This window comes from Bradyrhizobium jicamae (genome assembly GCF_018130215.1).
Taxonomy (GTDB): Bacteria; Pseudomonadota; Alphaproteobacteria; order Rhizobiales; family Xanthobacteraceae; genus Bradyrhizobium; species Bradyrhizobium jicamae_A.
This window is the reverse complement of sequence record NZ_JAFCKQ010000037.1, coordinates 1-14902: the sequence shown is the minus strand read 5'-3', so window position 1 is coordinate 14902 and position 14902 is coordinate 1. Positions and strand designations below refer to the sequence as shown.

General features: G+C 65.5%; 9 protein-coding genes. 7 read left to right on the top strand and 2 right to left on the bottom strand.

The window, feature by feature from the left end; translation table 11 throughout:
* Positions 1 to 42: 42 nt before the first annotated feature.
* Positions 43 to 2550 (bottom strand): ribonuclease E/G, encoded by a 2508-nt coding sequence (locus tag JQ586_RS29475; RefSeq protein WP_409411028.1) that lies wholly within the window; start codon positions 2548 to 2550, stop codon positions 43 to 45.
* 33 nt (positions 2551 to 2583) lie between these two features.
* Between JQ586_RS29475 and JQ586_RS41630 the strand changes: the two genes are divergently transcribed.
* The 6 genes from JQ586_RS41630 to JQ586_RS29450 all read left to right on the top strand — a co-directional run bounded on the left by JQ586_RS41630 (position 2584) and on the right by JQ586_RS29450 (position 11082).
* Positions 2584 to 3318 carry a hypothetical protein gene (locus JQ586_RS41630; RefSeq protein ID WP_409411027.1) on the top strand — a complete coding sequence of 245 codons (735 nt, stop codon included), beginning with the start codon at positions 2584 to 2586 and terminating at the stop codon, positions 3316 to 3318.
* A gap of 613 nt (positions 3319 to 3931) precedes the next feature.
* Entirely contained in the window at positions 3932 to 5224 is a 1293-nt protein-coding gene (locus tag JQ586_RS29470; RefSeq protein ID WP_212398140.1) for an N-acetylmuramoyl-L-alanine amidase, read from the top strand.
* Between the two features lie 243 nt (positions 5225 to 5467).
* Positions 5468 to 7951: a penicillin-binding protein 1A gene (locus tag JQ586_RS29465; RefSeq protein WP_212398139.1), complete on the top strand. Its 2484-nt coding sequence runs from the start codon at positions 5468 to 5470 to the stop codon at positions 7949 to 7951.
* A gap of 106 nt (positions 7952 to 8057) precedes the next feature.
* Positions 8058 to 9189 (top strand): peptide chain release factor 2 gene (gene prfB, locus JQ586_RS29460; protein WP_212398138.1). Its coding sequence is split into 2 segments (ribosomal slippage): positions 8058 to 8126 and positions 8128 to 9189, totalling 1131 coding nucleotides; the frame shifts between segments, so codons are not numbered across the junction.
* A 3-nt stretch (positions 9190 to 9192) separates the two neighbouring features.
* A complete protein-coding gene (locus tag JQ586_RS29455; RefSeq protein ID WP_212398137.1) occupies positions 9193 to 10062 on the top strand; it encodes an NAD(P)-dependent oxidoreductase in 870 nt (289 codons plus the stop codon).
* A gap of 84 nt (positions 10063 to 10146) precedes the next feature.
* Positions 10147 to 11082: a DMT family transporter gene (locus JQ586_RS29450; protein ID WP_212398136.1), complete on the top strand. Its 936-nt coding sequence runs from the start codon at positions 10147 to 10149 to the stop codon at positions 11080 to 11082.
* On the opposite strand, the gene JQ586_RS29445 is transcribed toward JQ586_RS29450, so the two are convergent.
* On the bottom strand, positions 11042 to 13195 hold the full coding sequence (locus tag JQ586_RS29445; protein WP_212398135.1) for a carbamoyltransferase C-terminal domain-containing protein: 2154 nt from the start codon (positions 13193 to 13195) through the stop codon (positions 11042 to 11044). The genes JQ586_RS29450 and JQ586_RS29445 overlap by 41 nt on opposite strands.
* 158 nt (positions 13196 to 13353) lie before the next feature.
* Here JQ586_RS29445 and JQ586_RS29440 point away from each other — a divergent pair, with 158 nt between their 5' ends.
* A complete protein-coding gene (locus JQ586_RS29440) occupies positions 13354 to 14589 on the top strand; it encodes an ABC transporter substrate-binding protein (RefSeq protein WP_212398134.1) in 1236 nt (411 codons plus the stop codon).
* The last annotated feature ends 313 nt before the right edge of the window (positions 14590 to 14902 follow it).

Genomic DNA, 14902 nt, shown 5'->3' with positions numbered 1-14902 from the left:
AAAAAACGCCCGGCTGAGCCGGGCGTTTTCCATGTGGGGACGTTAGTTGCCGCCGCCGAAGCGGCGCGACCACCAACCCTTGCGGGCCGGCGCCTCCGCGGCGACGGGCGCCGGCTCGGGGGCTGTCACGGGGGGCTCCTCCACCGAGGTCTCGACCAGCACCGAGGCAGATGCCTCCGGCGCGGGGCTCGCGGCAAAGCTGGCCTTCTCGCGCACCGTCGAACGTCGCCGCGCGGCACGGTCGGCTTCAGCCGGCATTTCCTCGGGCGTCGCAAGGGCCTCGACGGATGCCGGCTCGACCGGCGGCAGTTCGGCCGGCTGCGGCTCGAGTAGCTGTGCGGCGGGCTCGGGCTGCGTCGGGGCGGGTTCAACAGCGCCACCATCGCCAGCGCCTCCATCGAAGTCGGCGACCGCCTCAGTGACTTCGGGCGCGGATGTCGGGCCGAGTTCATCGGAGATCGAGCCGGCGAGACCTTCCTCCGGTCCGCCGCCGCGACGGCGACGGCCGCCGCGACGTCCGCGGCGGCGCGGTCGACGCTCGCCATTGCCGCCCTGATCGTCGCGGGCAAAGCCCTGCTGCCCGTCGCTGTCCTCGTCGTCGACTTCGGCATCCTCGGCTGCGACCGCTTCCGTGCCCTCGGGCATCACATGCATGAGGTCGCCGTCCTCGCGTGCCGGCGCAGCACCCTCGCGGGCTTCGCCGCTGCCGCCGCGACCGCGTCGCCGGCGGCGCCGCTTGCGGCGCTGACCGTCACCTTCGCCCTCGGCGCCGGCTTCCTCGGCCGTTGCCTGGTCGTCGGCAAGGCCTTCGGTTTCCTCGGTTTCGACCTCTGCTTCGAGTTCGAACAGCTCTTCCTCGTCGTCAGCCTCTTCGGCCTGCGACGGCGCCGCGGCTGCCTGCGCTGCGAGCAGCGCCTTCGCTGCTTCGAGCGTATGCACCTGCTCGCCGCGATCGATGATGTAGGACTGCTGGCCGCTCACCGTGGCATCGGCGACGACCGCGAGCGAGACCTTGAAGGCATTCTCGAGATCGCGCAGATGGCCGCGCTTGTGGTTGAGGACGTAGAGCGCGACGTCGGTGCGGGTGCGGACCACCAGATTGTGGGTCGCGCCCTTCATCAGAATCTCCTCGATGCCGCGCAGCAGCTGCAGCGCCACCGACGAGACCGAGCGGACGTGTCCCGAGCCGCCGCATTGCGGGCAGGGCTCGGTCGAGCTTTCCAGCACGCTGGCGCGGATGCGCTGGCGCGACATCTCCAGGAGGCCGAAATGCGAGATGCGGCCGACCTGGATGCGCGCGCGGTCCTGGCGCAGGCAATCCGACAATTTGCGCTCGACCGCACGATTGTTGCGCTTCTCGTCCATGTCGATGAAGTCGATGACGATCAGGCCGGCGAGGTCGCGCAGCCTTAGCTGGCGTGCGACTTCTTCCGCCGCCTCCAGATTGGTCTTGAGCGCGGTATCCTCGATGTGATGCTCACGCGTCGCCCGTCCCGAGTTGACGTCGATCGACACCAGCGCCTCGGTCTGATTGATGACGATGTAGCCGCCGGAGCGCAGCTGCACGGTCGGCGAGAACATCGCATCCAGCTGGCTCTCGACGCCCATCCGCGAGAACAGCGGCTGCCCGTCGCGATAGAGCTTCACCGCGCGCACATTCGCGGGCATCAGCATCTTCATGAAATCGCGCGCTTCCCGGTAGCCGGCTTCGCCTGCCACCTGGATCTCGTCGATCTCCTTGTTGTAGAGGTCGCGCAGCGAGCGCTTGATCAGCGAGCCTTCCTCGTAGACGAGGCTCGGCGCCTGCGACTTCAGCGTCAGGTCGCGCACGGTTTCCCACATGCGGATCAGGTACTCGAAGTCGCGCTTGATCTCCGGCTTGCTGCGGGAGGCGCCGGCGGTACGCAGGATGATGCCCATGCCCTCGGGCACGTCGAGGTCCTGCACCACTTCCTTCAGCCGCGAGCGATCCTGGGCCGAGGTGATCTTGCGGCTGATGCCGCCGCCACGCGCGGTGTTGGGCATCAGCACGGCATAGCGGCCAGCGAGCGACAGATAGGTGGTGAGCGCGGCGCCCTTGTTGCCACGCTCTTCCTTGACGACCTGCACCAGCATGACCTGGCGGCGCTTGATGACTTCCTGGATCTTGTACTGGCGGCGCGGGCGGAACGGGCGCTCCGGGACCTCCTCGAGCACGTCGTCGCCACCGACGGACTCGACGACTTCCTCTTCCTCGCCTTCCTCGCCGTCGTCATCCTCATCGTCGGTGGCATCGTCGCCATTCTCAACGGGAACCGCGACTGCTTCTTCCGGTGTTCCAGGCTCGGCGACGGCGTCGTCGCCGGCCACATAGCCTTCGTCGGCATGGCCCGCGATCGGCGCATCGTCGGCGTGCGCGATGTTTTCCTCGGCCTGCTCCTCATGCGCCCGCTCAGGCTCATGATTGACCTCGACAAACTCGGCGGCCTCGGGCGCGGCTGACGCAACGGACGCCTCGATGGCCGCAGCGACCGGATCGGCTTGTGCGTCAACGGCCGGAGCCTCGCTCACGGCAGGGGCGTGGTCGTGCTCTTCGGGATGGTCATGGCCAGGATCGTGGTCATGATGCTCGTGGTCGTGATGCTCATGGTCGTGATGCTCGTGGTCATGATCGTGGTGGTCATGATCATGATGATCGTGGCCGTGATCCTCATGCCCATGATCTTCATGCCCATGATCATGCGCCTCATGGGCATGACCTTCGTGGGCCGCCACCTCGTGATCGTGGTGCGCGGCATCGAGCGGATGCTCGAGCGCCTCATGCGCCTGAGCCTGCGGGTCGATTGCCCCCTCGACCACCTCGCTCTGTACGCGGTCGCCATGGCCGCGGCGGCGGGCATTGCGATGGCGCGACCGGCGGCGATGGCCGCGATTCTCATGCTCTTCCTCGGCCTCGCGATGCGCGCGCTCATCAGCCTCGATCAGGGCCTGACGGTCGGCGACCGGAATCTGGTAGTAGTCGGGATGGATTTCGCTGAAGGCCAGGAAGCCGTGCCGGTTGCCGCCATATTCGATGAAGGCGGCCTGCAACGACGGCTCTACGCGCGTGACCTTGGCGAGATAGATATTGCCGCGCAGTTGCTTGCGCTGGGCGGTCTCGAAATCAAACTCTTCGACGCGATTGCCACGGACCACGACGACCCGGGTCTCTTCCGGGTGGGTGGCATCGATCAACATCTTGTTGGGCATTTTGGAGCTCTTGAAGGCGGCGGGCGCGGTGCATGGCGCGCGCAAATTGCGCCGCCCGGTGACGCGACGGTCCACCTGATTCGGGGGTGAGGGGAAGGCCAAAACGCGTCTCGAAGCGCAGCGCCGAGCGGGAGCCCACCGGGATGATGCGTCGGGCGAAGTTTTCACCTCGCGTCAGCGCGATCGTCTCGGCGATCCAGGTCGGCAATACAGTCTGGCGCATTAAGCGTCGGCCCGTCTAAACATGTTGGCGGCGAGAATTACCGCCGTATCTTTTGCTGAAAGCCCGGCGCGGCGCCGAAGCGCTCGCCGGCCATCGCATATCGAGGCCCCGAGGGGCCGGATAATCAGTTATGCCGTGTCTCAAACCGTCCCTCTGGCGAGATGTGCCTGGGACCGGACGCCGCTCGGGCTCGAAACCGCCCCTCCATGTCAGCCGCGCGCGGCGCTGGCTGCGGAGGGGATCGGAAAAACACGCTGGAACCTTCCGCTGAGAAGGTTCCACCGCTGCACCGGGAGGCTGAACGCGACACAACCGGGAGTACTAGCCGTCAGCATCCCGTACATACGTGGATTGCCGGCCCCGCGCAAGGGAAGCGTCGCGGGGCTGCAACACTGGAATCCTTTTCGCGTCCGTGTCATTAGGCTGCGATTAACCGTGCGGTCCTAATGCGGTATGAAGCTGCTTGGAGGCACCGAATCGGTGGCATTTCGCGCAAATCACCGTGTTCTGCTGGCGTGCGGCCTGTTGTGCGCCGCAACATTGGCATCTGTCGAAATGGGGGGGCCGAGCGCCGCGGAGCAGCCGCAGGCCAGTCCGTCCGGTCCGGTCGCCGCCACCGCGAGTTTCCCGGTTGCATCCGACGCACGCCTCGCCGGTGACGCCAAGCAGACCCGATTCATCCTCGATCTCGATCGGAAGGTCGAGTTTCGCGCCTTCCCCCTGGCTGATCCCTATCGGGTCGTCGTCGATCTTCCGCAGGTCAATTTCCAGCTTGCGGCAGGAATCGGCTCGGCAAGCCGCGGATTGGTGAAGGCATTCCGCTATGGCCTCGTGATGCCTGGCGGCTCGCGGATCGTGTTCGACCTGACGGGGCCGGCGAAGATCGCCAATTCCTACGTGCTCGACGCCGCCAACGACCAGCCGCCCCGGCTGGTCCTGGAGTTCGAGGAAATCGACCGCACCGCCTTCGTGCAGTCGCTCGCGCCGCAGGACCGCCCGGAACTCAAGCCGACGATCGCCGATGCCCACGCTGCGATCGACGCGCCGGCAACGACGGCGGCTTCGGATGCGCGCCCTCTGATCGTGATCGATCCCGGCCACGGCGGCATCGACAACGGTACCCAGTCCGGCAGCGAGATGGAGAAGAACCTCGTGCTGGCATTTGGCCTCGCGTTGCGCGACCGCATCGAGAAGTCGGGCAAATACCGCGTCGTGATGACCCGCACCGATGACACCTTCATTCCGCTCAACGACCGGGTGAAGGTGGCGCGCACGCAGTCTGCGGCCCTGTTCGTTTCGATCCACGCCGACGCCCTGCCGCGACGCGAGGGCGATGCCCAGGGCGCCACGATCTATACGTTGTCGGACAAGGCGTCGGACGCCGAGGCCGAGCGGCTGGCCGAGACCGAAAACAAGGCCGATGCCATTGGCGGCGTGAACCTGACCGACGAGCCGACCGAGGTTGCCGATATCCTGATCGACCTTGCGCAGCGCGAGACCAAGACCTTCTCCAACCGCTTCGCCCATCTGCTGATGACGGAGATGAAGACCTCGGTCCGGATGCACAAGAATCCGCTGAAGTCGGCCGGGTTCCGGGTGCTCAAGGCGCCCGACGTCCCCTCCGTCCTGGTCGAGCTCGGCTACGTCTCCAACAAGGGCGACCTCGAGCACCTGGTCTCGGAGAACTGGCGCAGCAAGACCGTCGGCTCGATGGCCCAGGCGATCGATACGTATTTCGCCAAGCGGCTCGCAACGGTCGGGCCAGCCAAGTGAAATCGGCCGGTTGAAAGGCCCGGACTGTTGCGGGGAGGCCCTAGTTTGGCCACAGCAGCGGCGGTATAGACTAAAGGGCCGCAGAGCTTTCGGAATCGGCCATATTTTCCGGCGGTTTTTGTATATTGGGCGTGCGCTACGGTGGCCCTCTGGGCCCAGGCTCGGTTGCGTGAGACACTGCCGCACTTTGGACGGGCGCTTCAGAGCAGAAGGGCGCCGGAGGGTTGGAGCGGAACTTCGATAATGCGCCTGCTTGTGCGGTTCATGGGATTCTTGTTCGCCGCCGGAACCGTGCTGTTCCTGGTCGGCGTTGCCGGCGTCGCCGGGGCGATCTGGCACTTCTCCAAGGACCTTCCGGACTATTCGCAGCTGCAGGACTATGAGCCGCCGGTGATGACGCGCGTGCATGCGTCCGACGGCGCGCTGCTCGGCGAATACTCCAAGGAACGACGGCTGTATCTGCCGATCCAGGCGGTGCCGAAGCTCGTGATCAACGCGTTCCTCGCCGCCGAAGACAAGAATTTCTACGAGCATGGCGGCATCGACTACCAGGGCATGCTGCGGGCTGCGATCCTCTATGCGCAGAATTACGGTTCCAACCGCAGGCCACAGGGTGCGTCGACGATCACCCAGCAGGTCGCCAAGAACTTCCTCCTGACCAACGAGGTGTCGTTCTCCCGCAAGATCAAGGAAGCCTTGCTGGCGATGCGCATCGAGCGCGCCTATTCCAAGGACCGCATCCTCGAGCTCTATCTCAACGAAATCTATCTCGGGCTCGGCGCCTACGGCATCGCAGCGGCGTCGCTGGTCTATTTCGACAAGTCGGTCAACGAGCTGACGATCGCGGAAGCGTCCTATCTCGCCTCGCTGCCGAAGGCACCCGCGGCGCTGCATCCGGTGCGCAACCGCGATCGCGCCATCGAGCGCCGCAACTATGTGATCGACCGGCTGCTGGAGAACGGCTGGATCAAGCAGGCCGACGCCGACAAGGCGCGCAAGGATCCGCTCGTCGTCACCAACCGCTCCAACGGCGCCCACATCTTCGCCGGCGAGTATTTCGCCGAAGAGGTCCGTCGCGACATTTTCGAACGCTACGGGGAAAAGAAGCTCTACGAGGGCGGCCTCTCGGTCCGCACCACGCTCGACCCGAAGATCCAGGTGATGGCGCGCAAGACCATGGCGGCCGGTCTCGTCAACTATGACGAGGCGCAGGGCTGGCGGGGCGCGATGCAGAAGCTCGACATCTCCGGTGACTGGGGTGTCAAGCTCGCCGACGTCAAGTCGCTGTCCGACATCTCGCCGTGGCGGATGGCGGTGGTGCTGGAGACCAGCAACGACTCGGCCAGGATCGGCTTCCAGCCCGGCCGCGAACTCGGCGGCGCGGTCAGCAAGGAGCGGCAGACCGGGATCATCACGATCGACGGCGTGCGCTGGGCGCGGAGCAAGGGCAAGACGCCGACCGCCGTTTCGCAGGTGTTGCAGCCGGGCGACGTGATCTATGCCGATCCGCTGGTGAACAAGGACGGCGCCGCGGTCGACGGCCAGTATCGTCTGCGGCAATTGCCCGAAATCTCCGGCGCCATGATTGCGATGGATCCATGGACCGGCCGCGTGCTGGCGATGGTCGGCGGCTTCTCGTTCGATCAGAGCCAGTTCAATCGCGCGACCCAGGCCTACCGGCAGCCGGGCTCGTCGTTCAAGCCGCTGGTCTATTCGGCGGCGCTGGACAATGGCTATACGCCGTCGAGCATCATCGTCGACGGGCCGATCGAAATCGACCAGGGGCAGGGCGGCGGCGTGTGGCGCCCGGAGAACTTCTCCACCGGTCACTATTACGGACCGACCACGCTTCGCAATGCGCTGACGCACTCGCTCAACACGGTGACGGTCCGGCTCGCGCAGGACATCGGCATGCCTTTGATCGGCGAGTATGCCAAGCGCTTCGGTGTTTATGACGAATTGCCGAACTATCTGTCCTACGCGCTCGGCGCCGGCGAAACCACCGTGATGCGCATGGTCACGGCCTATTCGATGTTCGCCAATGGCGGCCGCCGCGTGAAGCCGACCCTGATCGATCGCATCCAGGATCGCTACGGCCACACCATCTTCAAGCACGACGCGCGCGAATGCCGCGGCTGCGATGCGCCGGAAGGATGGAAGAACCAGCCTGAGCCGCAATTGATCGATCGCCGCGAGCAGGTGCTCGACCCCATGACCGCCTACCAGATCACCTCGATGATGGAGGGCGTGGTTCAGCGCGGCACGGCGACCGTGATGCGTGACGTCGGCAAGCCGATCGCGGGCAAGACCGGCACCACCAATGACGCGAAGGACCTCTGGTTCGTCGGCTTTTCGTCTGATCTCGTCGTTGGCCTCTATCTCGGCTATGACAAGCCTCGCTCGCTGGGCAGGACGGCGCAGGCCGGCCACACCGCGGCTCCGATCGCGCGCGATTTCATGAAGCTGGCGCTCGCCGACAAACCGGCCACGCCATTCAAGATTCCGGCCGGGATCAAGCTGATCCGAGTCGATTCCAAGACCGGCACGCGGGTGGGCCCGGGCGGGGGCGGCAATACGATCCTGGAGGCGTTCAAGCCGGGCACGGCGCCGCCTGAAGGCTATTCCTCCAGCGTCGCCGACGCCGATGGCCGTGGACCCCAGCCGTCGCAGGGGCAGCAGCCTGACACAGGCCTGTTCATGCGCCCGGGAACCGGTGGGCTGTACTAGCGCCTGATTCGCCCAAATCATCGGGACAGCGCGGCCAAGCCGATTGCGCTTTGCCGCGGCGCTCGCTACATCCCTCCAACACTTTTTTCCCAACTCCTGAAAGACCATGCGCGCGGAAATCGAACGCCTCGTTGAAGAGATCAAGCAGTCTGTCGGGCTGCTGAGGAGGCATCTTTGACGTCGAACAATCGACGGCACGCCTCGCCGAGCTGAACAAGCTCGCAGAAGATTCCAATCTCTGGAACGACCCCCAGAAGGCCCAGAGGCTGATGCAGGAGCGCACCTCATTGGAGGACGCGCTCTCGGGCATCGGCAAGGTCGAGCGCGAGCTCGAGGACAACATCGGCATGATCGAGCTCGGCGAGGCCGAGAACGATGAAGGCGTGGTCGCCGATGCCGAGAAGGCGCTGAAGGACCTGAAGAAGGAAGTCGCCCGGCGCGAGCTCGAGGCGTTGCTTTCGGGCGAGGCCGACAAGTTCGACTCCTATCTCGAGGTCCATGCCGGTGCGGGCGGTACCGAGAGCCAGGACTGGGCGCAGATGCTGCTGCGCATGTACACGCGCTGGGCCGAGAAGCACGGTTTCAAGATCGAGTATCTTGAGGAGTCGCAGGGCGAGGAGGCGGGTATCAAGTCCGCCACCATCCAGATCAGCGGCCACAATGCCTATGGCTGGCTGAAGACGGAGGCCGGCGTGCATCGCCTGGTGCGCATCTCGCCGTTCGATTCGAACGCGCGGCGGCACACCTCGTTTTCGTCGGTGCAGATTTTCCCCGTCATCGACGACTCGATCAAGATCGAGATCAAGGAGGCCGACGTCCGCACCGACACGATGCGGTCCGGCGGCGCTGGCGGCCAGCACGTCAACAAGACCGAATCCGCGGTGCGCCTCACGCACATTCCGACCGGTATCGCGGTGGTCTGCCAGGCCGGCCGCTCGCAGCACAAGAACCGGGCGCAGGCCTGGGACATGCTGCGCGCGCGGCTCTACGAGATCGAGCTGAAGAAGCGCGAGGAGCAGGCCGCCGCCGACCAGGCCGCCAAGACCGACATCGGCTGGGGCCACCAGATCCGTTCCTACGTGCTGCAGCCCTATCAGATGGTGAAGGACCTGCGCACCGGCGTGCAGACCTCGGACACGTCGGGCGTGCTCGACGGCGACCTCGACGAGTTCATGGCGGCAACATTGGCGCAGCGGGCCTTCGGCACCGGGCCCGGCTCGGTCGAGGACGTGGATTAGCCCATGCCGCGCGTCGCCTTCATCGGATTGGGACGGATGGGCCACGGAATGGCCGGCCGCTATCTCGATGCCGGCTTCGCGGTGGCGGTATGGAATCGCAGCAAGGCCAAGGCCGGGGATCTGATCGCACGCGGCGCCCAGTGGGCGACCTCGCCCGAGGATGCCGCGATCGACGCCGATGCGGTCGTGACCATGGTCGCCGACGACGAGGCCTCGCGCGACGTCTGGCTCACCAGGGACGGCGCCGCTGCCACGATGAAGGCCGGCACGGTTGCGATCGAGTGCTCGACGGTGTCGTATCGGCACACAATCGACATGGCGCACGAGATGCGCAGCCGCGGCCTGATCTACATCGATTGCCCGGTCACCGGCCTGCCGGAGGCCGCGGCCGCGGGCAAGCTGACGCTGCTGGTTGGTGCCGATCCAGCCGATCTCGACAAGGCACGACCGTTCCTTGCGCCGATCGGCAGCACGATCCGGCATTTCGGGCCGGTCGGCACCGGAACCGTGTTCAAGCTGATCAACAATTTGATCGGCGCGGTGCAGATCGCTGCTCTTGCCGAGGGCGTCGCGATGGCCGAGCAGGCGGGCCTCGACATGCAACTGGTGGCTGAAGCGCTTGCGACCGGTGCGGTGGCGAGCCCGCAGGTGATCCGTCATTCCCGGCGCATGATCGATCGCGACTTCTCCGGCGCGTCCTTCACCGCCGCGCTGCGCCACAAGGACGCCGCCTATGCCGTGCGGCTCGCCGAGACGCTGCTGCCGGACGTGCCGGTCAGCCGTGCCGCGCTCGCCGCCTACCACGCGGCGAAGTCGCACGCGCCCGACGGCGACGAGGGCCAGATGATCGAGATCGTCTCGCGGCCGAAATAGCCGATCCGGCGCTGCACGGAAATCGGGTGGAATTCGCGGGCAGGGCGGACTAGCCATCCATCCCGATCCAGATGCGAGCCCGTCATGCCTTCCTCCGACAATACGATCGATCGCCGCGACTGGTCGCTGCTGGGCGTGCTCTCGGTGTTGTGGGGCGGCTCGTTCTTCTTCAACGGCGTGATCGTGCGGGAACTGCCGCCGCTGACCGTGGTCCTGCTGCGGGTCGCGCTGGGCGCGGTCATCCTGCTGCCGTTGCTGCGCACCTACCGGATCGCACTGCCGAAGGGGCTTTCGGGATGGGCGCCATTCTTTGCGATGGGCCTGTTCAACAACGTCCTGCCGTTCTCGCTGATCGTGTTCGGGCAGACCTACATCACGAGCGGGTTGGCCTCGATCCTCAACGCCACCACGCCGCTGTTCGCCGTCGTGGTGATGGCCGTCGCCGGTGAGGAACGCGCGCAGCCGCGCCGCGTCGCGGGCGTCATTGCGGGCGTGATCGGGGTCGCGATCCTGCACGGCGATGCGCTCGGCTTCGAGACCAGGCAGGGGATCGGCATCCTGCTGTGCCTGGCCGGTGCCTTCAGCTATGGCCTTGCGGCCCTGGTGGCGCGACGGCTGCCCACCCGCGTGCCGCCACTGGGGACGGCGACGTTCCAGATGATCGCCTCCGCCGCGATGATGCTGGTCGTCGCCGGCATCGTCGACCGTCCCTGGCAATTGCCGATGCCCGGCATGACCACGTGGCTGGCTGTCCTTGGTCTCGCGGCGCTGTCGACGGCGCTGGCTTACATCGTGTTCTTTCAGATCCTGCAGCGCTCCGGCGCGACCAATGTGATGCTGGTGACGCTGCTCGTCCCGATGACCGCGCTCCTGCTCGGGTATCTCGTGCTCGGCGAGCCGATCTCGCTGCGAGAGGTATTGGGTGCATTGGTCATCGCCAGCGCACTGCTCCTGATCGACGGACGCGTGCTCACCTGGATCAGCCGCGCGCCTTCTTCCACTCCGCGTACCAATTCGTGAAGCGACCGCTGTCGCGCTCGCCGCCATGCCAGGCGGCATAGGCCGTGCCGTCGTCGGCCACCAGCACCACAGCGTCGAGGCCCCTGGAGCGGCGCAGCGTGTCCATCGCCTGTGCCGGCGTCTGGGCAATGGGGCCTGCGACATTGAACGAGGTGTTGACCGACATCTCGACGCCGATGCGACGGCCGAGCGCCTTCAGATAAGCGTAGGTGAGGGGATCGTCGTTCTCGCGCACGATCTGGATGCGGCCGGTGCCGTCGGCATGCACTACCGCGGGAATCCTGTCGCGCGCCTGCGGCCTCGAATGCGCCGTCAGTACCATGTAGTTGTAGGCGTTGTAGTCGTCGTCGGAGGCGCCGTCCTCCAGCGCAAAATACTCGCGCGCGGCTTCCAGCGTCGCCATCGGCGCCAGCGGGCGGATCGCCTCGCGGTACTTGACGCGCTCGTTGAGCCGCTCGCGCACGTCGGGATCGCAGGGATTGGCGAGGATCGAGCGATGCCCGAGCGCGCGCGGACCCGTCTCCGCCGCGCCCTGGTAGATCGCGATCACGCCGCCCTGCGCCACCGCATGGGCCATCAAATCCGCGATCGCATCGCGGCCTGCAGGTGTCGCGACGTTGCCGATCCCGGTGGAGGCGACGCCGTCGCTCTGCAGCGCCGCCGCGATATCCGCATGCGACGGTGCCAGGCCACAATAAAAGGCGTGCGACAGTGGAGCGCCGCGCGGGGCGCCGGCCATATGCGCGAACAGCCAGGCGGCGCCGATCGGCACGCCGGGATCGCCGGGTACCGGCGGTATCCACATGTGCAGTCGGGTCCTGCGCTGCTGTGCGCGTTCGAACCACGCCTCGTTGAAATGCTCCAGCAGCCGCATGTTGCCGAGCGCGTTCAGCGCCACGCCGCCGGTCAGCACCAGGCGATCGGTGCCGGTAACGCGAAGCAGATGATCGATGACATGGACCATCGCATCCTCGAACACCAGCTGTGTCGCGGCCGCCTTGTCGAGCCGGTCCTTGGTGTCGGGGCGGTGGTTGATGTCCTCGACGCGCAGCACGGCGTCGGGATTCCAGAGCTGGTCGGGCCGCAACGGCGGCCCGAGAACATCGATCAGGGCCGCGTGATAGGGGTGGTCGGCGGGATCGGCATACCAATTGGCCATCGCGCGATTGAGCTGCACGGTGCCGTTGGGCCCGAGCTGCAGCACGTTCTTCAGCCGCGCATAATACGGATTGGTCGCGCGGTTCATGTCGCCCCAGGCGGCGGCGCCCATATAGCGCCCCTCGCTGGAGAGCCAGGTCCAGCCGCCCTGGCTTGACGACACCACGGTGTAGAAGGCGCCTAGCGAGTCAAACAGGCTCTCGTTGCAATAGAGCTGCTTCATCTCGCCGTTCTTGGCGACGTAGAGCGAGACCGAGCCGACGTCGCCGGTGCCGTCGAGCACCGCGATCGCAACGGGCTCGCGCGTCTGCGCGAACGGCGAGGCGGTGAACGAGTACCAGGCGTGATTGTCGTGATGCGGCATGCAGATCAGCGGCACTTGCTCACCGAGCCCGTACATCCGCCCGAGCTTGCGCGACAGCCGGCGCACCTGATCCATCTGCCGCAGATTGATCGCTGGCGCGATCGGCGCGCGCAGCAGTTTGAGGCTGGCCGGCGCTTCCTCGAGCGAGGTGCGGATCAGCATCGCCAGCAGCGCCGGGTAATCCCAGGTCGTGACGAAGGCCGCGATGTCGCCGATGTCGCGGCCCATCCGCTGCAGCACGTTGCGCATGTCGTCGAGCGCGCGCTGCGGAAATTCGTTGGTGTGCTTGTTGCCGGAGAAGCGCTCTTCCTCGTTGTTGACGATCAGGCGCGGTCCGTCCTTCTGGGAGACCTCGACCAGCGCGACTCCGGTGTTGTGGGTGCCGGGGCAGGCGAGGCCTGCGATGTAGATGGTCTCGCCGCGCTGCAGCCGTTCGCGGACTCTTGCGATCGCGCGCTGTCCGACTTCGCCGCTCACCTTGTGCAGGCCGCGACGCGCCAGCGACGCCTCGCCAAGGCGGCGCGTGAGTTCGTAGCCCCACGCCGCCAAGCGCGGATGGCGCGGACCGATACGTACCTTCGGCTTTAGCAACAGACCGCCTCGACTCGTGAATCCCCAAACATCCACCAAACATATATAGCGCCAGGCAACAATGCCGTTTCGCCCAACGGAAAAACCCGGCGCTTGCCAGCACTTCCGCGACTTGCGAGACTTGTCGCAAAACCAACGACAAAAATCGGGAGGAAACGATGCCGGCTCGTCAAGCATATATCGGCGCGATTGTGGCCTTCGCAAGTGCGGTATTGATCGCGAATGCGGCCCTCGCGCAGAAGAAATATGACCCCGGCGCTGATGATTCCGAGATCAAGATCGGCAACATCATGCCCTATAGCGGCCCGGCCTCGTCCTACGGGGTGATCGGCAAGACCGAAGCCGCCTTTTTCCGGATGATCAACGAGCAGGGCGGGATCAACGGCCGCAAGATCAACTTCATCAGCTACGATGATGCCTATTCGCCGCCGAAGGCGATCGAGCAGGCGCGCAAGCTGGTCGAGAGCGACGAGGTGCTGCTGATCTTCCAGGCGCTCGGCACGCCGTCCAATTCGGCGATCATGAAATACATGAATGCCAAGAAGGTGCCGCAGCTCTTCGTCGCTTCCGGCGGCACGAAATTCGGCGATCCGAGGGACTTCCCATGGACGATGGGCTTCCAGCCGAACTACCAGAGCGAGGGGCGCATCTACGCCAAGTACATCCGCGACAATTTCCCCAACGGCAAGATCGCGGTGTTCTGGCAGAACGACGACGCCGGCAAGGACCAGTTCAAGGGCCTGAAGGACGGGCTCGGCGACAAGGCCAACATGATCATCGCCGACAAGTCCTACGAGGTCAGCGACCCCTCGATCGATTCCCAGATCGTCGCGCTGCATGATTCCGGCGCCGACATCTTCTTCTCCTGGGCCGCCCCGAAGGGCTCTGCGCAGGCGATCCGCAAGGTCGGCGAACTCGGCTGGAAGCCGAAATTCTTCCTCGCCAACACCGCGACCTCGGTCGCCTCGGTGCTGAAGCCGGCCGGCCTCGAATATTCCAAGGGCATCATCTCGACGGCCTATCTGAAGGACCCGACTGATCCGACCTGGGACAAGGATCCCGCGGTGGTGAACTGGCGCGCCTTCATGGACAAGTACTATCCCGACGGCGACAAGGCCAACGCCAACAACATCTACGGCTATGTCGAGGCGGAGGCGATGGTGCAGGTGCTGAAGCAGTGCGGCGACAATCTCACGCGCGAGAACGTCATGAAGCAGGCCGCCAATCTGAAGAACTTCCACTCCGACCTGATGCTGCCCGGCATCAAGGTCAACACCTCCCCGGACGATTATTATCCGATCGAACAGATGCAGCTGATGAAGTTCAACGGCGAGGCGTGGGAGCTGTTCGGCGACGTCATCACCGGCGAGGTCGGTCACGACGCGACGAGGTAGGGCCTTTCGTCGGTCAGGTGCTCCGGGCTCGCGCCAACGCTCCGCTGTCGTCCCGCTCCGAGCCCAATTGCGCACCAGGCCGGGACGACACCGAATTCCGTGGCGCCGCTTGTGGAGCATGCGTTCGCATCCTCGCGACATCATTTGTCCGAGGTCTTCATCTCGCTTCGCCCTCTCCTTGAACGGAGGGCGCAGGGAAAGCCGGGTGCCGATCGCACCCATGGGCCCCGTGCAAGGTAGAAAGCACGGGGGTAGGACCACAGGTGTAACCGGAAACAACCCGGCTTTCCCTGCGCGATGGGTTACGGCTTAT

What these genes read in the sequence shown, in the direction of transcription:
- JQ586_RS29440 (WP_212398134.1), top strand. Translation starts at nt 13,354, where the DNA reads ATGCCGGCTCGTCAAGCATATATCGGCGCGATTGTGGCCTTCGCAAGT.
- JQ586_RS41630 (WP_409411027.1), top strand. Translation starts at nt 2,584, where the DNA reads ATGGCCAGGATCGTGGTCATGATGCTCGTGGTCGTGATGCTCATGGTC.
- JQ586_RS29455 (WP_212398137.1), top strand. Translation starts at nt 9,193, where the DNA reads ATGCCGCGCGTCGCCTTCATCGGATTGGGACGGATGGGCCACGGAATG.
- JQ586_RS29465 (WP_212398139.1), top strand. Translation starts at nt 5,468, where the DNA reads ATGCGCCTGCTTGTGCGGTTCATGGGATTCTTGTTCGCCGCCGGAACC.
- JQ586_RS29450 (WP_212398136.1), top strand. Translation starts at nt 10,147, where the DNA reads ATGCCTTCCTCCGACAATACGATCGATCGCCGCGACTGGTCGCTGCTG.